This is a genomic window from Lachnoanaerobaculum gingivalis (genome assembly GCF_003862475.1).
Classification (GTDB): Bacteria; Bacillota; Clostridia; order Lachnospirales; family Lachnospiraceae; genus Lachnoanaerobaculum; species Lachnoanaerobaculum gingivalis.
Map to the genome: position 1 here is coordinate 522,215 of NZ_RRCO01000002.1, position 26,719 is coordinate 548,933.

Here is a 26,719-nt window from a genome sequence, read left to right on the forward strand (position 1 = left end):
GCATTTGCTCCTTTCCTTTATGGAAAGAGCCTTGATACGACTTAATACTATTTTATCATATACAAGACCCTTTGGCGACGCTAGATTGCGTCCAATGTATCTATAATTTTTTCAAATTGTTTTCGTTTAATCTGAATACGATTGCCATTCATAATCAGCCAATTTGCATTTTTATTTTCCTCTGCCAAGCGTCGTAGCTTGTTTTCGCCAATACGAAAATATTTTGACGCTTCTTCAATGGTTAGGGTATAACGTTCCCAAATAGGAATGTCAGTCTGCTTCATAAAATCCTCCTTTCCAAATCACTTATTTGGATTTCATAAAAGTTGTTTTACCAGCAATCGAACAGCTTTAGCAAAGCTCACGGGAGTTCCACCCCTGCATGGTTCTCATGTAGCCATACTCATTGCCTGCGACGGTTTTATCACGCTCGGACTATTGACTGTATGGGAGTATCATTATCACGATAAGAATGTCGTTGCAGGCAATCCTGCTAAAGATTGCTTCTCGGATCACTAACATGAATCGCTCGCTATCTTTATAAGATAGGTCATGGCGGTTAGTTCCGTTGGCTCTTTTCTTATCGAAACGTATTCGATTACTTTTATTCAGTTTTCAAAGAACAATGGCTCGTTAGCCTATCAAAACACATTGAAAGCTCAATATGCTTTGGTGGAATAACAAACCTCCCTGTTCGGGAAGCGTGGAATGGTTTAGCACGCTTCCACGAAAGGAGAGAGGATATTACTTAATTTCAAATGACAAAATCTTTGTAATCAGTCTGGTTTCCATTCTTCCACGTAAGACTTCATCAACGACCATACTTTGATTGCCATATTCATCTTTCATAAGTCGTAGGGAACGCTTCGTTATGTACCCTCTGTAATGATGTAGAATCTGGTTAATCGCTTCGGTATCGCCATCTGTTGCCTTTACAATGAGAGGAAAGGGAATCATAGGATATTGTGTTTTCATTCTTCAAATTCCTCCATAAACTTTTTAATTAAGGCTAGTCCACTGGTTCTATGCCGATAGACAGTAGAACGGTTCAATTTCAACAGGTCTGCAATTTCTGAATCGCTCATGTCCATAAAGTAAAACAGCAGTAGAATTTCACGTTTCTTGTCTGGCAACTCACGTAATGCTTCACTCAACAAATCATTTTCAACGCCTACTGATAACCCATTGAGTGTAAAAATCTGAAAGTCAGTTGAATAGTTATCTGTTGTCGCAAACTGGCTAACAAGATAATCGCCAACATCCGAAAAGGACACCTCACGCTTTGCAATCCTTGAAAGATAAAGCATATAATTCTTTCGCTCGTCTTCCATAGCACGTTTACAGATATAGTCAAACTGATTTTCTATTGTGGTCTGAAAAGAAGATGGTTTCATGTTTCTCACCCCCTTTCTGTCTAGGAAAGGAAGTGAGCCTTGCTCGTTTATCTCCTTTCACTCTTAGTCCCAATGTGAAAGGGGGATTTGTTGCATTACTGATAAATAAACTTTGTAAAAAAGTTCTGAATAGCCAAAAAAGCATATAAACAGATTTATTTCTCTGTTTACATGCTTCTGTTATTCTATCTATATGATTTATAAAACCACATTGGTGGACGTACTTATCTATTGCAGATAGACGACTTTTTTTGACAAGAACCCAATGTAAGGAAATTTATTGTATATGATGTACTTCATGGCGACGTTGACCTCCAACAAACCGCCATTTGGAAGTAATATACAATATTTTAACAGCGTAAATAGCACTACCATATAACGGTTTTTTTTATTGGCGTTTAGTAGTGCTTTTTATTAAATATAAACCTATAAACCATATAACACGTTTTTCTATACCTGTTTTTAATTCAGTAGGAACAATAAAATGTATAGAGGTGGTCTACTATGCGTAAAAAAGAAGATAAATATGATTTTAGAGCCTTTGGTTTAGCCATTAAAGAAGCTCGATTGAAACGAGGTTTAACTCGTGAACAAGTGGGAGCATTGATTGAAATTGACCCACGGTACTTAACTAATATTGAAAATAAAGGGCAACACCCCAGCATACAAGTTCTTTATGACCTTGTATCGTTACTTCATGTTTCCGTTGATGAATTTTTCTTACCTGCTAATAACTTGGTAAAAAGCACCCGACGATTACAGATAGAGAAATACATGGATAGCTTTACAGACAAAGAACTATCCTTAATGGAATCTTTAGCCAGCGGTATCAACGAAGCAAGAAACATCGAAGACTAATTAAAAGAATCCATACATAACGGAAAGAGCCGATAAAATGAGATTGTATTAATCTCATTTTATCGGCTCTGCGTCTTTGCGTCTGGCTCTGTAATCACAGTTACTTTGAACTGCTTTATTTCAATTAAATTTTCTTGTCTGCATTTCGGACAATAGAGGGGGAATTTTTTTAATTCAGTATCTTCCCTTATCTTTAATCGTGTTTTATTTCCACATACAGGACACAATATCCACTTGTAGTTTATAATAACTATCTCCTCCTTTACACTTTAATTCAAATCTTTATTAAAAAATATTTCATCTTATTTAACAAGAAACCATATTTATATAACAACATAAAATACACTAAGTTATTTTATTGAACATATATCGTACTTTATCTATCCGACTATTTGGACGACGGGGCTGGCAAACAGGTTCACCGGTAGTAACATGGTACCCTTTTAACTCTGTTAAACAAACACTACGTCCATTTGTAAAGAAAGTTAAATCACTACGATATTCTTGAATACACCGAGCAGGGATTTCTCCACTAAGAATGACCTCATTATTTTTCAATTGAGTGTCTACGATGTTCGCACAATATTTAGGAGCATCGTTGTATGCTCGTGAAAGATATTCCTGTGGCGCATAAATTTTAAAACTAAGATATGGCTCTAACAATTCTGTTCCAGCTTTTTTTAAGACTTGTTCCAATACAATAGGAGCAAGCATCCGAAAATCTGCTGGGGTACTAACAGGGCTATAGTATAAGCCATACTTAAAACAGATTTTACAGTCCGTCACATTCCAACCATACAATCCTTGTTCACAGCCATAGCGTATCCCCTCCATAACTGCATTTTGAAACGATTGATTTAAGTATCCAAGAGAAACCGAGCTCTCATACTGTACTCCGCTCCCTAATGGAAGCGGTGCTACAGATAGACCAATGGAAGCCCAGAAAGGATTCGGTGGAACTTCGATGTGAATGGTATACTCTGCTTTTTTTAACGGTCTTTCCATATAAATGACTGTAGGCTCTTTTATTTCTATCTCCACATGATACTTTTCTTGCAGCAGAGCACAAGTCACTTCCATTTGTACTTTCCCTAAGAAAGAAAGTATGATTTCATGTGTCGCAGAATCCACATAATATCGCAGAAGCGGGTCACTGTCGGAGATTTCTAAAAGTGCATCAAGTAACATTTCCCTTTGTTGAGGTTTGCTCGGTTCAACAGTCGTTTGCAGCAGAGGGAGGGGATTTTCAATTCTCTCTCTCTGTGGCAATAGCTTTGTATCTCCAAGAACACTATTTAACTTCAAAAACTCATTCTGCAAAATAACAATTTCCCCGGAATAAGCCTTATCGATTTTACATAATTCACCATTTATTGAAGTATACATTTCTGTAATTTTTATTTTTTCCTTTTCCGATATTCTAACCGAATCTCGCAAATGCAGTACGCCACTATAAAGACGTATATATGCAAGACGCTGTCTTTTTTCCGAATACTCAATTTTGAAAACTTTTCCGCAAAGTTCAGACTGACCTCGATGTGTTGATGAATAAAATTTATTCGTAATCACTTCTATAAGGTTATCAATCCCTATATTGTTTTTTGCACTTCCGTGATAAACAGGGAACAGGGAACAATTATGAAATCTTATGCTTTCCTCTTGTTCGAGTTCTAATGCTTCCAATAATTTCCCAGACGTATATTTCTCCAAAAGGTAATCATTTCCTTCTATTACCATATCCCATTGTTCAGATTCGGTAAAGTTCATTACACGCATATTAGGATGCAGTTCTACCTTCTGTTTGATTACAATTTCCGCAGAAAGTTTCTCTTTAATATCCTGATAAACCGTTGATAAATCAATTCCATTTTGGTCAATCTTATTGATAAAAAAGATTGTGGGAATACCTATTTTCCTAAGTGCATGAAACAATATACGAGTTTGTGCTTGTACGCCATCTTTTGCAGAAATCAGTAGAATTGCCCCATCTAATACTGATAATGAACGATATACTTCTGCTAAAAAATCCATATGTCCTGGCGTGTCTATGATGTTTATCTTAGTATTTTTCCACTGAAAAGAGGTTATCGCCGTCTGAATTGTAATTCCTCTCTGACGTTCTAAAAGCGTATTATCCGTTTTCGTTGTACCTCTGTCCACGCTTCCTAATTCTGTAATCGCTCCACTGTTATATAATAAGCTTTCTGTTAAGGTAGTTTTTCCCGCATCAACATGAGCTAAAACTCCAATATTAATAATTTTCATGTGATTTTCCTCCATTCAAAAGCCCAAAAGGGCATAAAAATCCCAGTGATAAATACTCTTATCACTGGGATTTTTATGCATAACCATAGGCATACAAAGCATACAGATATTCTCCGGATACTTTAGAATCACATGATAAAGGTATTCTTAAACTGGGTACAAAAAACTAAGCCCTCCTAAAAAAGGACATCCAATTATTTGTTCCCACTATCAAATTGACAGTTTATTTAAGAATACCTTGCCGCATATTTATTAACTCCTTTTAAATAGATACTTAAATAATAGCACGTAAGAGCATATTTGTAAAGGAATCTCCAATTTTTTATCAAAGAGAGTACGTGATTACAAAATAGCTGTAATAATGTACCAATATTTGTTATTCTATAATCTTCCAATTACTCCCGTTCTTTTCAAGTACCAAATCAAATTGAGATACCTGCGTTGCTTTGGTCTGCTGGTCGATATACTCCACTGTCAGCGATACCGTGACTTGATTATCCTTACGATTGTGAATAGGATTTACCAGTTCTTGAAAGATGTACTCTTTTCCGATTGGTTTTAATATCCCGTCATTCACATAGTAGGAAAGTTCACTGGCTGTCGCTGTAGGATAGAGCTTGAAGAACGTCGTTAAAAACTCATTGATTTCATTGGTTGTAATGGAATCAACCGTCCCCTCACTTTCAATGGCTTTTGGTTTATAACTTGATTTCTTAGGTATGTTGGTAATGGTCGGATTCTTAACCAGTACCATATTTCCAGAACCATCTACATAGACACTCACTATATAAGCAGAGTGGACGGTCTTTGTATTTTCTCCCTCTGTAATGAGCTGGTCTACACTGTAGGTTACATTAAACTCATTGTCGCCAGTTGGCTCTACCGTCCATATCTGAAATCCTCTTACAGAAGACGATACAGGAATATCTTTGCGTACTGTATCAACATTGAGAGCTTGAAGTTCATCTGTCAGATAGCCTTTTAGACTTTCCATTCGATTATCAATGGACTTATCGGATTGCTCCCATGAATAGTAGACTTTCGCAAAGTTCTCTACAAAATTTTCTACATGATGAGTATCAACGTATTCCTTTTCTATGATAGTTGTTTCGTGAATAGTATGAGTATCTATAGCTGTAAAGTGCTTGAATATCGCAAAGCTGAAACTAAGCCCTAAAAGTACCCACAAGGCAATCACAACCTTTTTATGAGGATTGACCTTATAGTAGACACGAGGTTTCTTTTCCTTTGGTATCTGTTTTTCTTTATTCTGATTTTTTCTAAATTTCATCATTAAATCTTCCTTTCTCATTGTTTGATTCGTCCTGCTCCCACTAAATGCTGTTGCCAGTAGGGGCTTGTTAAGTCGGCATAACCGATTGGGTCGCCTGCATGAAACATACGGTTATTGCCAAGGTATATCCCAACATGAGTAATATAAGAGCCAGCGTTATAGGTAGAATGAAAGAAAACCAAATCGCCAGCTTGTGCTTCCGATAGTGGGATATGCTGGGTCACATCATATTGCTGTTGTGCGGTTCGTGGTAAGTTAATTCCAGCTTTTCCATACGTCCATTGTGTCAGTCCGCTACAATCAAAAGAAGTAGTCGGGGAAGCTCCACCGTAAACGTATCGCCAGCCCTCATATTTCAGTGCTTCGTCCATGATGGCTTGTACCGTATCATCATCAAACTCTGTTGTGACAAGATACTGCGTTACCAGTTGCACATAAAACATATTGCCATAGTTGTATCGCCAGCCCCCATTGATAGGTATGGCTATGGGATTGGGGTAAGACACTTTTTCGCCACCTGAATACTCTTTTGAGAAACTTTGAGCCAGTTCAAAGGTATATTTATTTCCACGATTAGCCACATACCCTAAGAAACCACCACCATAATTGTAGGACTGGATAACCGATTCTAAATCTACACTGAGCCTTTCGCTACTGGCTAATAATTCACTGAAATACTTCACACCTTGCTTAATGGATTCTTCTGTACTCAATGAATTAGGTGGAAGACCGAGGGATTCCGAGGACTGCATAACATCTTCCGCAGTACCGCCCGATTCCACCTGTATAATCGCAAGAAGTATGTTGACATATTCTTCAACGCCATATTCTTTGGCATATTTTTCTACCATAGGCTTATGAGCCAGCACTTCTGCGGAAACATTCACACCTCCATAATGAATATTGGAAATTCCGCTGTCCTGTTCATCTGAAAATAAAATGGCAACAAACAGAAGCAGTGAGAAGACCATCAAGAATAATCCAGAACCACCAATCACTAAAGTTTTCAACTTCATGGTTTCTTACCGACTTTCTTAATGGTGGCGGTTTTGATTGGTGGTCTACTTCTTGTATTTTGTAGTGGTACTCTTTGAACAGTAGACGGACGTTCTTTTGTGATTGGACGTTGTGAAGTTCTATCTGCTGTAGTGGTTGAAGTTGCTGGCTTTTGAACGGTTTTTTCTTGAACGGTATTGCCTTGGCGTTCCACTTTTGGACTTGAAAAATCGGACTTAACTGCTGGACGCTCTTGTTTGGCTTGTTGAGATTCCTTATATGAAGTCTGAATATTAGACTGTTTTGAGGTCTGTTCATCATGATATTGTTCTTGTCTTGTAGTCGGTCTTTCATGAACAGAAGAAGCAGGCTGTTTTTTCTGTTTGACCTGTTCCATTTCAGAGCGACGCTTCGCAATGGTTTTTCGCCTTTGTTCCTGCTGTTCCTTGCGTCCACTGGCTCTGTCCGCTTTGGTTTGAGAAATACTACTGGTTAAATCACGGACATTCTCTTTTACTTTGGATTTTCCTTGATATACTGCATATCTTGCATTGGTCGGCAAATCTTTAACCTGTTCTTTCAAACCACTAGCAGTGTCTACCATTCTGTCTTTGGTATCAGCTACTGTACCGATGGTTTGACCGATACGTTTTCCAAGTGTTGATTTTTCCTTTCCGTCTGGTCGGGAGTGATCTGCTTGTGTCCTTGCAGAACTCCCCGAACCCGACTGTCCTTTTTTACCTGTAACAATGGCAGACCCAGCCCCTAGAGTAGTCATGGAACTTCCAAGTTTCCGCTGTAGACGGTGCATGTGAGCGTGCATAAGCATACGAGGTTTTCTCATCACACGACTTCCCACACTTTGAGAATCGTTACTCTGTAGAGAAAACATACTCATTAAATCGCCCAGCTTGAAGTAGATTCCTGCAAAGGTCACAATCTGTAGAAAAGCAATCAAAAAGAACGGATAACCAGCCGATAAGGTATAGAGCATGGTTGAAATACTAAATGCTGTCGTAATAATCAATGTGATTCCAGCTCGTGTCAAAATGGTATTAAAGAGCTTTGTTATGGCTCGTTTTGACATACCATCAAATGATGGAATCATGCTTAAAATAAAGCTCACAGGCAGAAACATAGCATAGATGATAAAAAGTACCTGCGAGAAAATCATGATTCCTGTTAATAGGAATACAAATATGGAAATCCCAATATTGAAGACAAATAGGAAGAAGACTGTACCTAAACGGTTAATGGTCTTTGTAATGGTTAGATTGGTATTGCTTCTGTCTTCAATTTCTTCCGCAACAATTTTTTCTCTGTCTTCGCCATTGTTGGAATCTGGGCTGGTGGAGAGCAGGCTTTCCACACGGTCAATACCGATACTTTCAATGTCTGAACTGTTGTATTGAAGCAGTAGCCACGGTTGCTGAACCTGTATGGAAAACAGGCTATCTCTGATTAAGTCCACGCTGTCCTTGCCTTGACTATCGGAATGGGGCATGACAATCTTCGTGCCAAGTGATAAACTGGCATTACTGATGTCTGATGAAAAGTCATTGATTTTTTTAATGTAGTCGGGAGCGTAGGCAATAAAGGAAGCCGATAGGATAAACACCAGCACAAAATTCATAATGGCATGAATTGCCTTTGTGGTTTCTCTCTTTATCAGTCCCGTATAGGCAACATAAACCCCAAGAACCAAAATCAAGAGTAAGAGGAATCCAACATAGAAACCCTCTGTTGAAAATCCGTTTGCACTCACACCAGCTAAGGTCTGCATATTCTTACCAATGGAATCTGCTGTAGCGGAAATGAAGTCTAAGGAATAGGCTTCCTGTACTAAGTAACCTGTCGCATTGGAAACATACAAACTGATTGTCCAAATAAAATTGGTAATGGCATATAGTCCATACATGACCTGTTTTCCAATCCCGTCCGACCAGTTCCACGGAAGCCAGCCCCAGCTATTATCCACATAAAAATCCAGTTGATAGTTTTCAAGTGGGTATCGGCTGTATTCATTTGCCACATTGACCGTATCATCTACCAAGCCCGCAGCTTGAACCACCGTTCCCAGCATGGCTAAAAGAAAAATGGCAATCACAAGTGTGAAAGCCACTGTCATTGCCACTTTACCTAGACGTTTCAGCGTCCAGTTTGATTTTATTCTGTTTACTATTGATGGTTTCACATTTACACCTCTTTTCGCACAGGTGGTCTGGTATCAAAGGCATGGAGCAGTTCTTCAAATACAGGGTGGAACTGTATCACACCGACACGACCATATAAATCACTGATAAGGCATTGCCCGTTTTCCAAATCACGCAATCGCTTCTGATTGTTTTCGTCCTCTGGGTCTACACCAAAAAAGGCTAAGGTCTTTTTAATCTCGTTAAGGTCAGTGGAACGAAATGCAAATTTTAAGCCGAGGTTATTTTTCAGTTTTTCATCTAAGAGGTCGTCTGTATTTTGGGTCACGAAATATACCCCAGCGTTCATAGCACGACCAGCCCGAACCAGCTTCATAGATAGTGTTTTTCCTTGTGCTACCTGTAAAAAGCTCCATGCTTCGTCTAAATCTACAATCTTGAAAATGCTTCGGTCTGTATGGATAAAGTCTAAAGCAAAGGTACTAATGACAATCAGCATAGCAACGGATAAAAGCTCCATAGTGGTATATTCCTCAAAGGAAGTTTCCTTGTCGGGAAGTACCAAGTCCGCAACCTGTATAATGTTCAGTTGTTTTTCTAAGCTGATAGACTGCTCCACATAACCATTACTGAATAATAAATGTGCAAAGTCATAGTCTGTAAAACTTTCGATATGGTCGGCTATACTGGTACTTAGTGGCGTATTCTCAACCCGTAATTCCTCAATCACTTTCATCAACCCTCGTACTTCACTATTGGTTACTGCACGAATGGCTTTTCTAAGGATTGGGAAGCGTTCCCCATCACGAGAGGAAATCCCCGTAAGGAATGTCAGAATATCAATAGCCAGTGATTCAGAATCTTTGGGATTTTTCATAATCACATAAGGGTCAAGTAAGCCTTTGTTTTTCTCATCAGAAGTCAGAGTGACGATATTGATTTCATGGGAAATCTCTGGCAAGGTTTCTTTCCATCTGCCACGTTCTGCTTTTGGGTCTACAATCACTGCTTGTGCCCCATAAAGCACCGCATAATAGACGATAAGGTTATTCGCAAAGGATTTACCACCACCCAGCGAACCAACAAAAGCCGACGCTAACGCATTGGTTACTGAACCCTTAACCCCTTGACTGGCAAGAGCAGGTTTCAGATAGACATTGCGTCCAGTATCTAAGCTGTAGCCAACATAAATCCCCTCATTTTCCCCCAGCATTTGAGTAGCACCAAAACCTAAACCAGCGAGGAAATCAGAGGTCACGTATTGAATATAATCATTCATATAACGCTTGCTGGCAGGTAAAAATTCTTCATGTAAGCCGAGCATATCCCCAAATGGTCGTACCAGTTTTACGCTTAAATCGTCATAAAAATCTTTCACTTCATTACAACGACGTTTGAGTTCGTCAAGATCATTTGCTGATACCCTTACCACATAAGACAGCTTGTACATAGATTCCTTGCTTTGGTCTAAATTGGTTTCCAGCTCATTCACACTTTCCAGAGCTTCCGCCACATTGGAGCTGGTTTCATTATCACTTTGCCAAGCGTGGTTATCCAAGTCTTTCAGTTCTTTCTTTTTATTGCGGACAGTAGATAGGGCTTTACGATTCGCTACAATTTCCACATTCATTGACGTATCAATCGGGAATGTAAATTGCTGTTGCTGGTAGTAGAAGATTTCAGAGGACGGGAAGTCCAGTTCTCCGACAATGCTGTTAATGGTAAAGTAAGCTACATAGACGGTTTCATCTTCCTGCTGGATTTTCAAATATCGCTGTTTTTCTTCCACCAAACAGCGAGTAGGCTTAATCAAGTCATAGTATTTAATCAGCGTTTCATTATCCAGCTTTTTCTTTGATAGATGGTACTCATACTCTTCATAGGCAGTGCCTGTCTGTCCGTAAAGGTGTTCAATCAGATAGCCGAAGTCGTCCTTATCTAACCTGCGGATTTTGAAACGACGAGAGATTTTATTTTCTAAGAGCTTTTCCACCTTCTGAAAACGCAGGATTTCATCATTACTCATACTAACAAAATCGCCCATCAGCTTATGGTTCACATCATAGACAAAATCAGACAAAGCATTTTTTGCTTCAACGGTAAGACTTTTCATAGAAAACTCCTGATCGTTGAGAAGCAACTTAAAGCCGATAAAGAAACGGTAGTTCACTTGATTTTCGCCAATCATGGATATTAAAGCGTCTGTCTGTTGGTCGATTTTGTCATAGGCAACCGCTTTGAGCTTGCCAGTGACTTCATTTTTGGAACGCTCTTGTGCAGAACGTATGCTGGATTCTGTACTGATTTGTAAAGCATGAATTTTGCCATCACGATTTTGTGCGATAAGCTGTCTGAAAGAATCATGCACTTGTATTTTCTGTTCTGGACTTAGAAATGAGTAATTGTAAGGAACAAGCTCATAGTAAGCATAACATTCCCCGTCTTTATTCCAGACGAGATTGTTTTCAATGTATTTAATTGGATATGCCATAAAATTCACTCCTAACTGCTGTAATGGCTTCTTGTGGCTGGTTTCTGCCAAGCGTTACTTTTTTTCCTGCATAGGTCAGCTTTGGTCGCAGTGCATAAGCAATGACAGACTTCAAAAATCCATAAGGCTTTTTACCATCAAAAGTTTTTGTAGACATAAACCATGTGAAAGCCACAGGAATCCCAAAGTATTTGAGAAATGCTCCCTCTATCATGGAAAGAGGGGGCAAGTTGCCAAGTATCATCACTGCAAAGAGTGACACGACAAACCATGTCATTTGCGTAAAGGTTATGGGAAACGGAAGTCTAAAATCATTGATAGAATACAGTACCTTTTCCACAGACCAGATACTGGTATAGCTTCGTATTTTCTTCATGTAATCAATCCTTTCATAAAAAATAGGGGTAGCTGATTGAGCCACCCCGTAAAATAGAAAATCTGCCAGTAGTAATGTACCGACAGATTTAATAGACGATTTCAAAAATCCCATGATTGGTTGAGATAAACGTTCCTGAAAGGTCTAAATCCCGACCATAGGCTTGATAATCAATATAGTTTTGAAGACTAGCTGGTACTTCGCCTAAAGCACCCGTTTCTTCAATGTAGTAGCGTGCCACGTCATACATATCATCACAATCGGAATGAATGATAATATCCTCTTGATGTTCGCTTAGTTCTTCAATGCTTGAAAAATGAGTGAGCAGAGCAGATAGCTCCGATTGTAATTCTTCGGGTAATTCCGATACCATTTCCCATAGTCGATTGAGTTCGCCAATGGAAGTGTATTCGTCAACCGTAAAGGGTAACTCGTAGTCATGAATGGCGTATTCCTCATATTCATCATTCAAGCCGATTTTCTCTTTGACTTCCTCAAAGTCAATGGGAAAGGTAAACCACGCACCGACCAATTCGCCCTCATTGTATTTGCCTAAATTCGCAATATAGACTTGCATATCGTCCATATATTCACGTCCTTTCTTTGTAGAGATTCAAAAATCCCTACCGCACTTCGTTTGGTGTACCATTCCTTTGCGGAACATAAGAAAACCACTTATATTCCACAAAAGAACGGTTTTATTTAAGCACCAATAATGCGATTGAATAGCTCTAGTAAAATGTCTTTTACTCCAGCAGCGTTGAAGACTAAGCCAACCGCAATAATCGCAATAATTAAAAAGCCAATCAGTTTGCTAAACTCACGCTTGAAGCCAAGATACAAGCCAATCACAACGATTGCTAAAAGCACCAGTGATTGAGCGTTTGATAGAAACCAGTTATAAAGGTTTTGTCCAAAATTCATAAAAATGTTCTCCTCTCTATATTCAATGAATTTGTATTTGAGTTATTTTTTTGTTGTTATCACGTCCTGTTCTTTTACTGACTGTTGCTTCAAAATCTGCTTGTGTCGGTCTGTCAGTTTCGCATGGTCGAGAATGTCTTTTACAACCTGCGTCTGGTTGATTTCATCAAGTTTAATCGCAACCTTTAAGGTCGGGGCAACTTGATGAGATAGCCAGTTCAGCGTCCTTTGGAAGGAGTAAGGCTCTGGTTTTGTGGTTAGTTTTAATCGTTCACGATTGTTCCCAATAAACCAAGCCCATTCTTCATTCAGTTTCCAATCAGAACGAGGTTTGGAATCGTCTTTATCTACAAAACGGATATACCGATTGATAATTTTAAAGGCGGTATGCTCTGGATTGTCATAGACGAGTAAATCACGGACTGCATAATAGGCACGCTCATTTTTCAATCGAATCTCAAAACGGTTTTTTACTTCTGCGTCTTCAATGGGAATATCATTTTTCTTGTACTGCTCGTAGTCCTTTTCATAGATACAGAAATAAACTTCACTTTGTAATGAACCGATATAGAGGGTGTTTCCCATACATTCCTTTTCCTCTTTGCGTACCAGTTCGCCACTGCGATAGCTTTTAAAACTGCGGAAGACGGAGATACATTCTTCCTGTTGGCACTTTTCAGTGAGTACAGGGATATTCAAAATCCCTGTCTTATCGTTAATGGCAAGGTCAAGGCGTTTCATCACACCGCCAGCCACCAAAACGTCCATAAAGAACTCATACCAGCTTCTTTGTTGTGCCAGAAGATAGCTTTCAAATTGTCTGCACCCACGACCTTTCAATTCCACCAGAACTCCTTTGTCCAGTTCATGGGAGCAAAGGACGAATATGTCGCCTAAAGCATAATGCTCTGAATAAGAATAGAAACCATAGTCCTCATGAAGAAAATAGGACAGTTTCAGTTGTAAGATGTTTTCGACCACCTGCTGTACGTCTGTTGTCGGAAAGCGAATCCTTACATAATCAAACAGCATTTCAAGGGGAGCGTCGGGATTGAAGCGTTCCAGAGCTTCCCAAAGGGACTGCTGTAAATCCTCTGATGGCTTGACTTTTCCTGTTTCAATATCGCTTAGATACTGCCTTGTAATACCAGTCGCAACAGCTAAACGGTTTTGAGATAGTCCATAAGCCAAGCGTTTTTCTTTTAAATGCTGTAACCAAGTTTGTTCATTCAGTAAAAATCCCTCCAATCAAAAAGGCGTATGTCAACTTTTAAAGCCCATTTGACATACGCTGAAATTTTGTAAATCCCTTGTAACCAAAGGATTTTCTAATGTTTTTTTGACTGTTTCCTGTCGATTTGTACCCCCCTGTTAGATACGGGGGGTTAAGTGCTGGCGTGGCTATTGCCACACCAGCCAGCAAGATCAGTCCACACCTGCGACTTCCGCTTCGCACGTCGCCTGCGTGGACTGTCTGCTGTTGGATAACTTTTTAATTTCCTCCAAGAAATCATATCCTTTTGGTACAAGGGGAGTATAAAACTCTGATATGACACTTGTTCCTACATCAACATAGCCACGACCTTTGATTCGCTTTAAGAAGAAATCCTTTTGTACGTCACTGCCAAACATCATGCCATAGCCCATTTCAGACATACGACCTAAAGCCACTCTGAAATTAAACTGATCACGGATTCCGTCGCCTAAATATTTTGCGTCTGGACGTTGACAAGCCAGTATTAGAAAGAAGCCAGCTTGACGACCTAACATGACAATCTGTTTCAGCTTATTCATAACTGCGGTGTTTTCTTTTGTTCCCAGCATTTCCATGAAAGCGACGTATTCATCAAAGATTAAGAAGTGTGCCGGGAGACCTAAGTAAGCATAATTTTTGCCAGTCTTATAGTTCTTCATCTGCTTCATTTCCTCACTACGTTTCATCATTTCTTCATAGAATGTTTCAATGCAAGAAAGCAAGTCTTCTTTTCTATAGTAGACATTTGCCATCACAGAACCTAAGTCCGCAAGGTCAGCATTTTTCGGGTCAAGAATATACAGTTTTGAATCTGTATGAAGCAAGGCTTCAATCAGTGTCAGTATAAAGTAAGTTTTACCGCCACCTGTACCACCAGCAATCAACATATGAGGGAGCTTATCATATTCCCACCATACGTTTTTCATTAAGCGAAGTTTACCATCTTTAGCTTCTACTTCATCAATAGAAATACGACTGGCTATGGTGTCATAGAGCAAAGTATATTCCACATAGGAATCCTTTAACTCTTTATCCGTCAGCTCACAGTACAAGCCACTCTCTAATTTCTTTTCCAAGTGTAAGAGTTGGTCTTGATATTTTCCCAGCGTGATTTCCACCCGTATCTGTATCAAGCCATTTTTAAGTCGATAATACATTTTAGGGAAGTAGGTTATCTTTTCCTTTGTACGACCAGCACTATCTTTAAAGAAACCCTCTGTTTTGACCTGTTCAGATTCATACCACTTGTTTTCAAGTATCATCTTTGCCAGTTTTTGACGGTGGTAAAGTTGTTTAACCGTATCATAGCGAACCCGTTTGAATACAAACGCTACCAGCAAGCAGATAAGAATTGCGACACTGAAACTGATAATTAAATAGGGAATGTCAATCTTATCTGCTTGTGATAGGTTAAAATCCTGCCAGTTGATCTGCTGGATTGTCTTCACATGAAACAGTCCGACAACCAGCAGGAAAACAGGCAGGAGTGACGCTATCGTAAAATGAAAGACTAAATCTTTACCAGATGGGCGAATCCTTTTACCACGCTGTTTCATGCGAAAAAGTCTCCTTTCTACCTAGCGACTATTTGTCTTGTGTCGGTTCTTTCTTTGCTTGTGGTTGAGCTTTGAATGAACTAGAATCCTTTGTCAGCACAATATCGTCTGCCTTGATATACCAGTCAACATCTGCTCCTTGATAGGTGGCAGTAGCAACGGTGTCCGCAATGGGATTGATAAGTTCCACCCGTGCGTTATAATCAAACTCTTTCAAAGGCACGCTGGCAGGAATACTTACTTGAATCATGCGTCCTTGTCCTTTGGATTTTAAGTCATAGGTACGTTCCTTGATTTCATCTGAAACCGACCCGTCTTCATTTTGGATTCTCACTTCACGACGTAGAGCAGAGAATTTCAATTCTCCAAAAGTCGTGTCTTTATCTAATACAATGCCATTTGCTAATCTCATCATTTTTCCTCTCTTTCTTTATTCTTTTATCATGTCGTCAGCATGTAAAAGGTAATTTGTAAAACCACGAGTGCCGATTTTGTAGCCCTCTGCGGTAATACGTGGATTGACTAACTTCACACGTTCCTCAAAGCCGAAATGTTTTTCGCCAGCTTCAGCAGGAAGCACCACCACAATATCATCTGCTCTTTGAACATCAGAATAGAGATTATAGCTTCTTGATAAGACAGTTAGCCGTCCGTTGATTCTTCGCTGAACGACTTTATCCTCGCCAGCAAATTCTAAATTGCCGAATGTTTTTTCCATGTTGGGAATCACAAATTTAAGTTCCATATTTTTACCTATCCTTTCTTTTTTATTGGCTGAATGAATGTTTGATGGTCTTAAAGAGTGGGGAACGACCTTTTGATTCTTGATTTTTTGTTTTCATAAGTTCACTTCCTTTCAAAATCGGGTAAAAAAATAGACACCTCATTTTTTGAAGTGTCTACCTATTAAATATTCAAATTTTATTGGAAGTATCTTTATATCTTCACTTTTCAAGGATAAATCGTCGTATCAAAGCTCATTCATAAGTAGTAAATTAGTAGTAAATTGAGTGGTTTTGACCTTGATAAAGTGTGATAAGTCCAGTTTTTATGCGGATAACTAGATTTTTATGCTATTTTTCTTTGAAAAAAACTTATCACAGTCCCAAAATATATCATCCGGATAAAGTTCAAAATATCTATGTAAAAATTCCAATATTATTATTTCTCTAGAGCTAACATTTTCAAAAAATAAATAAGAGTAATATTTTTTACAAGTTTTGGGACAATAATACATTTCCTCATCGTTCTCTATTAAATCGATATAAATAATTGTACTCTTTTTAAGGTTCTCTGAATTAACTAACTCATCATCAGTAATCGGCATAGCTATTGTTAATATATAAACATCTATTTTATCATCCATACTAAATCTTGTATAACCTAATGATACAAAAATATTTATTATCTCTTCTATTCTTGTATAATCAGGGTGAATTTCACTTCTTAAAAGTCTCATTGCTGTTGCCATCACTTTAATATCTCCTCAAGTTCTTCAAAAATATTTGTTAAAATGTACCGGGATCCTCATACATCCAAGTCTCATTCCATGGTACCTTCGCATATAACTTATCTATATCATCCTTTGTATAAAAGTGCATTTCCATAAATACATCTTCCGGAAACAATTTAAAATATCTATGCAAAAATTCCAGTAATAATCTGCCTCTACCTGAAATATCTTCAAAGTAAAGAAAATCAGGTACTTCTTCTCCCATACTTGGAATATATTCTCCAAGCTCTATTTCCACATTAGGAAAGAAGTAAATTCTAATATTGTCATTATCATCTAATGAATCAAATTCGTTCTCATCCCACTTTCTTATCGACTCATCATTAAAAAAACTCACAGTTGAATATACTCTTTCACCTGAAGTAATATTCAACTTATTACTTGAATAAAATCCCATTTCAGTAAATATATCAATTATTATATCCAAGTCTTTTTCTGTTACATATTTACCTTTTCTAAACATTGACGCTGATGCTCCCATTACCTTAATATCCTCCCAAAATTATTTTTTAGTGTTTACTCTTATCATATTTATCAGGATTTTTGTAAATCCACCCTACATCAGGCTCAGGCATATTATATATTGCATCAATATTATGTTTCCTGAATGTATAACCGTTATCAACATAGAATGCGGTATTTGGATATTCCTCCATATATCTGTATACTATTTCCAATATAACCAGTTCTTTTCCAATCATATCAGGAAAGCGAAAGAAGGTCTCAAGTCCCTGTTTCCTTGACTTTCTTATGAAAATCTCTTTTATATCTACATAAGAATAAATCTGAATCAATGGTGCAGGATCCTTTTTATCAAAAAAATCATATTCACTGTCTTCTTTAGACAGTATAATATCATAATCTCTTTTACCTATCATCAATCTTCTATTGTAGTTCATAGCATCAAGTATTTTCCACATGCTGACACCGATAGATGTTTTTCTGCCCTCAGATTTTTGTAATATTCTTCCCTCACATATCATATATAATTCTCCCTTTTATACTGCTGCCACAAAATAGTCCTGTTAAGCATATAACTTATCTACATTATCCTTTTATATACGTATCCGGGCTTTTATAAATCCACTCCGCATCCGGTTCAGGCATTTTATATATTGCATCAATATGATGTTTTCTGAATGTATAACCGTTATCAACATAGAATGCGGTATTTGGGTATTCTTCCATATATCTGTGTACTATTTCCAATATGATAAGTTCTTTTCCAATCATATCCGGAAAGCGAAAAAAGGTAACAAGCTCATTTTTTCTTGATTTTCTTGTGAAAACCTCCTTTATACCTAAATAAGCATAAATTTGAATAATTGGCGCAGGATCTTTTTCATCAAAAAAATCGTATTCATTATCTTCCTTAAACAGTATAAGACTACCATCACTTTTATCTATTGTCACTATTCTATGGTAGTTCATAGCATCAAGTATCTTTAGCATCCTGCAATCAACAGTTATACTTTTTCTCTCAAATTTTTCTAATATTCTTCCCTCACATATCATATGTACATCCCCTTCTTATACTGCTGCCACAAGAGATCTTTTTTACAAAGCATCCGGACTGTAATATATCCAATTTGAGTCTTTACTAGAGTATACTTTTTCAATGTCTTCTTTTGTATATACATATCCTGACGCACTTAAGAAAATATCCTCAGGAAAGAGTTTAAAATATCTATATAAAAACTCCGATATTATCAATTCTCTTCCTTTAATGTCATCAAAGTAAATATATGCATAATAATAGCAATTTTCTCTTGGATAAAAAAACTTATACACCCCTTCTCTATCTCTCTCCACCAGGAACATATTTAAGTACATATTGTAAACTCTTTTTCTTATATTACTTTCATCATCCTCTTCAAGTATACTTGCAGACAAACTGTAATAATCATTTGAGTCACTAATTGAACAATGTGTATATCCTATTGACATTAAAATGTTTATGACTTTTTCCATGTCTTCTTTATTAGCTGTTACTTTTTTCCTTAATATACCTGTATCTAACATTATTTAAAAAACTCCTTTATCTACTCAAATCTATTTATCAATTTAATTTCCTTACATAGCAAGGCGGTATTATGTCTGCCAGCCACACTTTTTCATTTCCATGATAGAATGCCACTCCGTCCTCATACGCTCTCTTAGAATCAATTTCCAATATACATGGACTCTTGTCACGCCTAAGCCCTACTTTCTTCGCTGTATCTATATCAGCTGACAGGTGTACATATTGTCTGCTCATAGGTAAAAGTCCGTTCTTTTTTATGCTCTCAATAAATCTCCTTGCAGTACCATGATATAATTTATCAGGTGGAATCTTCTCTTCCTTTACTATATGCATCGGTATGGAATGCCCGTACATAGCTCTTATTTTTCCTGCCTTTATTTCATGTCTTTTCTTTTCAGACTTGTCAATCATAACAGCCAAATCATTCCTTGTTATATTTCCAAACTTACCTTCTGTATTTAGAGCACTCAAAAGCTGTTCAATACTTACCCAACCTTCTTCATCCATTTCAAGTTCATACTCCCACGGCGCATGTCGAAGTGCGTATGAAACTTCCTTACTTAATTCTTCATATTTCATCGTATTCCCCTTCCTCTATCATCTCGTCTATAACCTCTCTAAACCAATCTATAAGTTTATCAACTTTTTTAGTAAAGAAGAGCTGTTAAATATAAAACAGCTCCTCTTAAAAAAATATCAATAGTATAATTTAGAATGTTTTAGGATCCTCATACGCCCATAATTCATTCCAAGGTAGTTTTGCATATAACTTATCTATATCATCCTTTGTATAAAAGTACTCCTCCATAAATACATCCTCAGGAAAAAGCTTAAAATATCTACGAAAAAATTCCAACAAAAGTCTTTCTCTACCTGATATATCATCAAAAATAATATAACTTGGCACTGTTTCTCCCATACTTGGAATATAGTATTCAAGTGATTCTTTTGGCTTCGGATAAAAATAAATTATAATATTATCATTATAATCAAACGAATCCCATTGATAATCGTCATCATCCCATTTTCTTTTCCAATGATCATTGATAAAACTGATACTGAAACTTTCGCCTGTAATTAATTTATCTTTTTCTTTACCACTTGGATAAAACTTCATCTTTGTAAATATATCAATTATTATATCCAAGTCTTTTTCTGTTGGATATTCACCTTTTCTAAATAACGATGCTGGCACCCCCATTATCTTAGTATCCTCCCTAACACCTATTACCTCGGAATAATTTTATTCCAGCCTATCTTCAACTTGTACAGAAATTTGTGACCACTTTCTTACAACTATTTCCCTATTAATATTATTTTAATGAAGAAGAGCTGTTAGATATAAAACAGCTCACAGCTCCTCTTAAAAAAATATCAATAGTATAATTTAGAATGTTTTAGGATCCTCATACATCCAAGTCTCATTCCATGGTACCTTCGCATATAACTTATCTATATCATCCTTTATATAAAAGTGACTTCGCCTAAATACATCTTCCGGAAACAATTTAAAATATCTATGCAAAAATTCCAGTAATAATCTGCCTCTACCTGAAACATCTTCAAAGTTAAGATAATACGGTACTTCTTCTCCCATACTTGGAATATATTCTCCGAGCTCTATTTCCAAATTAGGAAAGAAGTAAATTATAATATGGTCATTATCATCTAATGAATCAAGTTCGTCCTCATCCCACTTTCTTACCCACTCATCATTAAAAAAACTCACACTTAAACACACTCTTTCACCTGAACTCATATCCACTTTATTACTTGAATAAAATCCCATTTCAGTAAATATATCAATTATTATATCCAAGTCTTTTTCTGTTACATATTTGCCTTTTCTAAACATTGACGCTGATGCTCCCATTACCTTAATATCCTCCCTAATTCTTCTAAATCTGTAACTATTATAGCCCCAAGCTCTCTTGACTTTTCTATCTCTTCAAGTTCTTTTACACTTGCTCCCTCCAGTCCACTGTCTATATATAAAATAACCTTTTTATCCCCTACATTAATGTATTCAGGATTATTTATATCCAAATACTTCTTCATCTGAGAAAAACTCACATTTTGTACATCGCTCTTTACCTCTATAAGATAGTTATCCGTCATTATATCCAAGTCTCCTATATCTGCTCCTATCTTTTTCGGTTCGAGCTTTTTACCTGAAAGTGCCTTTACTTTTGCGCCTATCTTTTTTACAGTTTCACTTGTATTATTCATTATATACTCTGCAACTTTTCCTTCAAGAATTTTTCCGATTTCCTTCTTATTAGATAGCCTTGATTGTATAGAATTATTTATATTTTTACTATTTTGTTCAGCAATTTCGAATACTGTTTTTGAATTATTTTCATACTTTGTCTTATTACCATTCGTACTTAAGAATGTAGTTCCCGGTTTCCCTGCCGCTGTAGCACCTTCTATAGCATTTGGTACTTCCTTCTTATCCTCGTGCTTTACATCTTCTTTAGATAAAGGCTTTTCTTTGGCTATATTATCAGCTTTATCTACCTGCTTTTGGGGTTCAGGCATCTTTGGTGGGTCTGTTATATCAGGAAGCTTCGTAGGATTTTTAGAGTCAGGTATCTCTATCAGCGACTTATTATTTCCCGGCAATTCTATAGGTGCCTTATTTGGCTTAGCTATTTCTGATGGTTGTTTGATAAGACTTACTTTCTTATCAATACCTGCTATATCACCTGCTTGTTCTCCAATTTCTGCAGCCTTAGATGAATAAACTATCTTTGACGGCTGCTTTATATTTGAACCTCCCGCAATTTCATCTCCAATCCCGGATATTTTTGATGAGATTTTTGATCCATTTGATATATCACCAACATCATCTGCTATATCAGCGACTTTTGATGATCCAATTGCTTTTTTAGCCCCTTGTCCGGATTTCGCAAAACCATTTGTAACTGCAGCCAAGCCTATTTCAAATACTACATGTCCTAAAAGCTCTGCTCTATCCTCACTACTTCCATGAATTATCTTTTCGTTTGTATAGTTTTTTACAGCTTTCACTAACATCCCGGGGTTCACTATTATATCTGTTAATCCCTCTACAGTTTTTATAGGATGTACCACTGTACTATAAATACCGTCTGCAGTACCGAAAAGTCCCTTTATATACACTCCTCTATAGTATGCCCCTATTGTAGACATTAAGCCGGCATTCTTCGGCATATTTGTAGCTCCTAGGAATCTTCCTAGTCCATTTGATATTATAGGTATCTTTGCAGCATATACAGAATTTCCTGCTTTTGTAGTCTCCCTTATAACGATATTCCTTAGATTATCATAGTGTATACCTATGTTCGGTAATTTTATAACCCCTGCTTCTACAAGTGCTTTAAGGTTTTTTGTATTTGTATTTAAGGAATCTATTGCTCCATAAGCTGTATAAAAATAAAGTATCGGATCTTTCTTTGCCCTTTTTGCAAAGTCATCATTATTCTTGTTTATATCTTGAAAAGCCTTTTTAGCCTTTGCTGTATCGGCATTAGGGTTAATTATTGTAGGCGGTATCGTTATATTTATATTACTCCTATAACTTTTTCTTGACTTTTCATTTACACCCTTAGCAACCACAGGTCTTGGTCGTATACTTGATGCAAATCTGTTGGCGGTATTTCTCCCTGACCTACTTGCATTTGCGTTAACATTCTTTGAATGGTTTTTAGAATAGCTGTTGGCAGTTCTTCTTCCAAAGCTTCTTGACAGGTTTGTACTTTGTCTTATATTTTGCTTACCTAATCTTCTGCCTGAATTATTTGGTTTAGCCTGTCTCTTTGATTGTGCTTTTGTCTTTGGCGATATTTTCGGCATCTTCAGCTTTGGAGATTTGGATTTATTTGAAGCTTTTCCCTTAGCACTTGTGGTTGTCTTTTTGCTTACTTGCTTTCCATTTGCACCATTACCTCTGCCTGTGGATTTTCCCCTGTTTCTTGTATTTCCGCTTGGGTCGGTATAATTGACAGGGTCATTTTCTACAAAGCTGTACCCGTTTAAGCTGATCGCTGACTCTATATCTCCACTTACACTGTCTTCTGATAAGAACACCCCTGCATTCGGATCATAATATCTGGCTCTTAGATAATATAATCCTGTACTATCTTTCCATTCTCCATCAAATCCAAAGCCGGTTATTAAAGCTTTTTGAGTATCAATAAAATTTGTATCTTCATTATCTCCAAATGGTGTATAGAATACATTTTCTTCTCCGATTCTACCTAATACACTTTCTTTTTCATCTGTTATAAATATACTCTCAGTACCGGTTGAAAGTTCAACTGTCCTTTCATTTCCGTATATTAAATTCGATTTTGAACTGTCATTATAAACAGATAGCACCTGTGTATCTTCAAAGCTTACATCATTTAATCTGTATTTACTTTCCAAGGTACCGTCGGAATTCAGTTCTTTGGTAAGAACTCGCTCTCCCATTGCATCATAGATTGCTTCAAATATTGTTACATTATTTTTCTTTATTCCTGTCAAGTTATCATTGATATCATATGTGTAGCTAAACTTCTCTCCATCACTTGTAGCTGATATACGATTGCCGTTTTTATCATAAGAATATATGGTAGTTTTCTTAGGTGATTGTTTTTTTATAAGCCTGTTGCTTTCATCATATGTAAATGTAGTTACTTCTTCTTTATCACCTGTTTTTATGGTTTCACTTGTTCTATTGCCTGCATTATCATATGTATAGCTTATATCTTTTGTACCTATATCACCTGTGATACTCTCACTTTTTAGCTGTGAATTATCAGTATAACTGTATCGGTATTCTAACTTTATAAAATCTGTATTATTACCTGAATTATCTGATACAGTATCCTCCACTGATAATACATTCTCACTTGTGGCTGTCAGCGTATCCTGATCTGTTAATGCACTTTCTTTAGTATTAGATTCCTTATTATCCTTACTCAACACAACATATCTTTTAGATATTCTGTCTTCACCGTCATACTCCAATGAGATCTTATATATGATATTTCCTGCATCATCAGTATATGTCTTTTCTACTAATTCACCGCTATCATTATATTTTTCTACGATAGTCTTGTTATCCGGCAGATGTGTAATTGTAGTATTTTCCACATACTCATAGCTGACAGTTTTATTATCACCGTATATTACAGATATAATTCTATCTTCACTGTCATATGTATATACAGTTGGCGGCTCACCGGCTACTTCAAGCTTACTTAAATTTCCTCTTTCATCATAAGTATAATTTATTGTCTTTCCGAATATATCTGTATAATTTAAAATATTTCCACTGTTATCATACTTGTAGGTAGAAGTTCCGGTATTCCCTGTAGCTTCTGATATATTCCCATTCTCATCATAGCGGTATTCTAAAAGTTTCTTACTTTCACCATCTGACACTTCACTTTGAGATAGTATTCTGCCCTCACTGTCAAGCTCATAAGTTAATTGCTTTCCGTCAGCCTTTACTATCTTGATTGGAGTATCACTGTTGCCATATTCATAATACTCCACATCACCACTTGGATTTTTTCTCTCTACCACTCGCCCCTGACTATCTCTTTTTAAATATGTGGTATGTGAATTTCCGTCACTGTACTCTACTATTCCATTATCATCAGATTTGTAGAAAATATCTCCAAGCTTGGTCTCTATAAGCTCTTTTTGTATATCATTATTTTCTTGTTTCTTATTAGGGTTTATAGAAAGCAGACGATTTCTTACACTATATGTAAAATTGGTATCCTCTTTGCCTCCTCCGGTTATTTTTGTAAGATTGCCGTTAGCATCATATGAGAATTTTTCACTCCCTGCTTTACTGTCTTTTTGTGTTATCTGCCCCTTGGCATTATAATATAACCTGATATCATCCGCATCTGTTTTCATACCTGTTACTTGACTCTTATTATCAAGTGTATATGAAATATTTTCAGATGCTCCGGTATTTATATTCTTATATACCTCATTTATTAAGTTTCCTACATTGTTGTAATTATAGCTGTTGGCTTCTCCGGTGCTGTTATTTTCTTCTATCAGCTGACCAAGTTTATCATACTTATACTGTGCATTATATCCGCTGCTGCTCTTCTCTTCTAAAGTATTTCCAAAAGTGTCATAAGTATATGAGAAATCTTCACCATCAATGCTTTCTGAAATCACCTGACCTATTTTATCATAGGTGTATGTATATCTTTTTCCGCTTTGGTCACTCTCCTCTGTAAGCTGTCCATACAAGTCATAGGAGTACTTTTTTTCATTACCTTTATTATCTGTAATAGAAGTTATATCACCAAGAGTATCATAGCTGTATTTTTCATAGTTTCCCAACGTATCTTTCTTTTCTACCAATCTACTTAGTGAATCGTAAGTGTATGTTGTTTTACTGCCGTCTATATCTATAAATTCAATTATATTTCCAAGTGCATCATACTTATACTTTTCACTACTGCCGTCAGGATATACTATTTCCGTATTTTGTCCAAGTGCATCATATCTATATACTATCGGCTGATTTTTACCATCCACATACAATATCAGATTGTCATTGATGTCATATGAAAACTTTTGTATATTACCCAGTGCGTCCTTTGTTTCTACTATATTCCCTTTAGCATCATACTTATACTCACTCTTACTTCCGTCAGCTTCTTTTTCAGTCAACAGATTGCCGGCATTATCGTATGTATACTCAATGACATCTTCTCCGCTTGCTTCTTTTATCAGATTACCTGATGTGTCATAAGTGTATTCTGTACCCACTCCATATATATCTACACTTTTTATCAGATTACCTGCTTCATCATATGAAAAACTCTCAGAAGTTTTATCTGCATAGTCTATCTTTGTTACTCTACCCTCTGAATCATATGTATAGCTTGTCTTTTCTCCCAAGCTGTTTGTTTCCGTCAGTAGATTATTAGCACTGTCATAAGTATAGTTTTCATCTAAATCCTTATTATCATAAAGTCTTATGATATTTCCGGCTTCATCATATTGTATATTTGTAATAAGACCGTTAGCTTCTGTTTGAGTAATAACTCTACCCTGTGAGTCATACTTATAGCTTGTTTCACTATTATCCGGCAATATAACTTTTGATAGATTTTCACCATCATAAGTATAATTTGTCTTATTCCCCAATGCATCTATATTGACAATAAGCCTATTGCTCTCATCATACTCATACTTTGTTTCAAACCCGAGTACGTCCTTGATACTCGTTATATTACCGGCACTATCATATGAAAACTGTACAACATCTTTACCGTTAACATTTCTCCTAATCAGATTCCCGGCTTCATCATAAGTATCCTTAGTAACGGCACCATACTCATCGGTATACTCTTCTGCCAACTCACTTGGTATTTTTTCATGAGTTGTATCTTTTTTTGCCACCTTAGATACTTTGCTCTTCGCATCTCTAAGTACATCTTGATAGTAATAGTATTTTCTTACCGATTCCTTATCCTGTACCGCCCCAAAGGTCGGCAGAATATGCCCCAGCATTAAGCTGAAAGAAACAATACCTGCAACAAGACTTTTACAAAATATTCTGTTTTTCATCCTATTCACCCATCTTTTTCTATTTTTTTTATTTAATCAATTTTAT

The 26,719-nt window shown here is 36.8% G+C and carries 27 protein-coding genes; 1 reads left to right on the top strand and 26 read right to left on the bottom strand.

Features of this window, described 5'->3' with window-relative positions:
- Nucleotides 1-80: 80 nt before the first annotated feature.
- The 3 genes from EHV10_RS06670 to EHV10_RS06685 form a co-directional block, all read right to left on the bottom strand.
- Complete coding sequence (locus EHV10_RS06670) at nt 81-284, bottom strand: excisionase (protein WP_000814511.1); 204 nt, start codon at nt 282-284, stop codon at nt 81-83.
- A 460-nt stretch (nt 285-744) separates the two neighbouring features.
- On the bottom strand, nt 745-975 hold the full coding sequence (locus EHV10_RS06680) for a helix-turn-helix domain-containing protein (RefSeq protein WP_000857133.1): 231 nt from the start codon (nt 973-975) through the stop codon (nt 745-747).
- Nucleotides 972-1,394 carry a sigma-70 family RNA polymerase sigma factor gene (locus tag EHV10_RS06685; protein ID WP_000804885.1) on the bottom strand — a complete coding sequence of 141 codons (423 nt, stop codon included), beginning with the start codon at nt 1,392-1,394 and terminating at the stop codon, nt 972-974. The genes EHV10_RS06680 and EHV10_RS06685 overlap by 4 nt, the downstream gene beginning before the upstream one ends.
- A gap of 504 nt (nt 1,395-1,898) precedes the next feature.
- Between EHV10_RS06685 and EHV10_RS06695 the strand changes: the two genes are divergently transcribed.
- Entirely contained in the window at nt 1,899-2,252 is a 354-nt protein-coding gene (locus tag EHV10_RS06695) for a helix-turn-helix transcriptional regulator (RefSeq protein ID WP_001227347.1), read from the top strand.
- Nucleotides 2,253-2,311: 59 nt separating this feature from the next.
- Here the strand turns inward: EHV10_RS06695 and EHV10_RS06700 are convergent, their stop codons facing one another.
- The 23 genes from EHV10_RS06700 to EHV10_RS06820 form a co-directional block, all read right to left on the bottom strand.
- Nucleotides 2,312-2,500: a cysteine-rich KTR domain-containing protein gene (locus EHV10_RS06700; RefSeq protein WP_012962334.1), complete on the bottom strand. Its 189-nt coding sequence runs from the start codon at nt 2,498-2,500 to the stop codon at nt 2,312-2,314.
- Nucleotides 2,501-2,597: 97 nt separating this feature from the next.
- Nucleotides 2,598-4,517 (bottom strand): tetracycline resistance ribosomal protection protein Tet(M), encoded by a 1,920-nt coding sequence (gene tet(M), locus EHV10_RS06705; RefSeq protein ID WP_002414694.1) that lies wholly within the window; start codon nt 4,515-4,517, stop codon nt 2,598-2,600.
- A 15-nt stretch (nt 4,518-4,532) separates the two neighbouring features.
- A complete protein-coding gene (locus EHV10_RS06710) occupies nt 4,533-4,619 on the bottom strand; it encodes a tetracycline resistance determinant leader peptide (RefSeq protein ID WP_012386611.1) in 87 nt (28 codons plus the stop codon).
- Nucleotides 4,620-4,893: 274 nt separating this feature from the next.
- Nucleotides 4,894-5,811 (bottom strand): conjugal transfer protein, encoded by a 918-nt coding sequence (locus tag EHV10_RS06715; RefSeq protein ID WP_000975335.1) that lies wholly within the window; start codon nt 5,809-5,811, stop codon nt 4,894-4,896.
- Between the two features lie 14 nt (nt 5,812-5,825).
- Nucleotides 5,826-6,827 carry a bifunctional lytic transglycosylase/C40 family peptidase gene (locus tag EHV10_RS06720; protein WP_000769868.1) on the bottom strand — a complete coding sequence of 334 codons (1,002 nt, stop codon included), beginning with the start codon at nt 6,825-6,827 and terminating at the stop codon, nt 5,826-5,828.
- Nucleotides 6,824-9,001 (bottom strand): CD3337/EF1877 family mobilome membrane protein, encoded by a 2,178-nt coding sequence (locus EHV10_RS06725; RefSeq protein WP_128673982.1) that lies wholly within the window; start codon nt 8,999-9,001, stop codon nt 6,824-6,826. Before EHV10_RS06725 ends, EHV10_RS06720 begins: the two co-directional genes overlap by 4 nt.
- A gap of 2 nt (nt 9,002-9,003) precedes the next feature.
- Nucleotides 9,004-11,451: a conjugal transfer ATPase TcpF gene (tcpF, locus tag EHV10_RS06730; protein ID WP_128673983.1), complete on the bottom strand. Its 2,448-nt coding sequence runs from the start codon at nt 11,449-11,451 to the stop codon at nt 9,004-9,006.
- The gene (locus EHV10_RS06735) at nt 11,435-11,827 is read right to left on the bottom strand and encodes a conjugal transfer protein (RefSeq protein ID WP_000723888.1); all 393 of its coding nucleotides are present in this window, start codon (nt 11,825-11,827) and stop codon (nt 11,435-11,437) included. The genes tcpF and EHV10_RS06735 overlap by 17 nt, the downstream gene beginning before the upstream one ends.
- A gap of 88 nt (nt 11,828-11,915) precedes the next feature.
- The gene (locus EHV10_RS06740; protein ID WP_000342539.1) at nt 11,916-12,413 is read right to left on the bottom strand and encodes an antirestriction protein ArdA; all 498 of its coding nucleotides are present in this window, start codon (nt 12,411-12,413) and stop codon (nt 11,916-11,918) included.
- Between the two features lie 116 nt (nt 12,414-12,529).
- Entirely contained in the window at nt 12,530-12,751 is a 222-nt protein-coding gene (locus EHV10_RS06745; RefSeq protein WP_001009056.1) for a hypothetical protein, read from the bottom strand.
- 42 nt (nt 12,752-12,793) lie between these two features.
- On the bottom strand, nt 12,794-13,999 hold the full coding sequence (mobT, locus tag EHV10_RS06750) for a MobT family relaxase (protein WP_000398284.1): 1,206 nt from the start codon (nt 13,997-13,999) through the stop codon (nt 12,794-12,796).
- Between the two features lie 177 nt (nt 14,000-14,176).
- Nucleotides 14,177-15,562: an FtsK/SpoIIIE domain-containing protein gene (locus tag EHV10_RS06760; RefSeq protein ID WP_000813488.1), complete on the bottom strand. Its 1,386-nt coding sequence runs from the start codon at nt 15,560-15,562 to the stop codon at nt 14,177-14,179.
- A 28-nt stretch (nt 15,563-15,590) separates the two neighbouring features.
- Nucleotides 15,591-15,974, bottom strand: a complete 384-nt coding sequence (locus tag EHV10_RS06765; protein ID WP_001234286.1) for a YdcP family protein — start codon at nt 15,972-15,974, stop codon at nt 15,591-15,593.
- Nucleotides 15,975-15,992: 18 nt separating this feature from the next.
- On the bottom strand, nt 15,993-16,307 hold the full coding sequence (locus EHV10_RS06770) for a YdcP family protein (RefSeq protein ID WP_000420682.1): 315 nt from the start codon (nt 16,305-16,307) through the stop codon (nt 15,993-15,995).
- 315 nt (nt 16,308-16,622) lie between these two features.
- Entirely contained in the window at nt 16,623-17,033 is a 411-nt protein-coding gene (locus tag EHV10_RS06780) for a hypothetical protein (protein ID WP_128673984.1), read from the bottom strand.
- 37 nt (nt 17,034-17,070) lie between these two features.
- A complete protein-coding gene (locus tag EHV10_RS06785) occupies nt 17,071-17,556 on the bottom strand; it encodes a hypothetical protein (RefSeq protein ID WP_128673985.1) in 486 nt (161 codons plus the stop codon).
- Between the two features lie 28 nt (nt 17,557-17,584).
- A complete protein-coding gene (locus EHV10_RS06790) occupies nt 17,585-18,058 on the bottom strand; it encodes a hypothetical protein (RefSeq protein ID WP_128673986.1) in 474 nt (157 codons plus the stop codon).
- Between the two features lie 64 nt (nt 18,059-18,122).
- Nucleotides 18,123-18,590, bottom strand: a complete 468-nt coding sequence (locus EHV10_RS06795) for a hypothetical protein (protein WP_009447091.1) — start codon at nt 18,588-18,590, stop codon at nt 18,123-18,125.
- A 42-nt stretch (nt 18,591-18,632) separates the two neighbouring features.
- On the bottom strand, nt 18,633-19,097 hold the full coding sequence (locus EHV10_RS06800) for a hypothetical protein (protein ID WP_128673987.1): 465 nt from the start codon (nt 19,095-19,097) through the stop codon (nt 18,633-18,635).
- 37 nt (nt 19,098-19,134) lie between these two features.
- Nucleotides 19,135-19,677 carry an RNA 2'-phosphotransferase gene (locus EHV10_RS06805; RefSeq protein ID WP_128673988.1) on the bottom strand — a complete coding sequence of 181 codons (543 nt, stop codon included), beginning with the start codon at nt 19,675-19,677 and terminating at the stop codon, nt 19,135-19,137.
- A 130-nt stretch (nt 19,678-19,807) separates the two neighbouring features.
- Complete coding sequence (locus EHV10_RS06810) at nt 19,808-20,299, bottom strand: hypothetical protein (RefSeq protein WP_128673989.1); 492 nt, start codon at nt 20,297-20,299, stop codon at nt 19,808-19,810.
- A 186-nt stretch (nt 20,300-20,485) separates the two neighbouring features.
- Entirely contained in the window at nt 20,486-20,971 is a 486-nt protein-coding gene (locus EHV10_RS06815) for a hypothetical protein (RefSeq protein ID WP_128673990.1), read from the bottom strand.
- On the bottom strand, nt 20,971-26,673 hold the full coding sequence (locus tag EHV10_RS06820; RefSeq protein ID WP_128673991.1) for an RHS repeat-associated core domain-containing protein: 5,703 nt from the start codon (nt 26,671-26,673) through the stop codon (nt 20,971-20,973). Before EHV10_RS06820 ends, EHV10_RS06815 begins: the two co-directional genes overlap by 1 nt.
- Between the last annotated feature and the right edge of the window lie 46 nt (nt 26,674-26,719).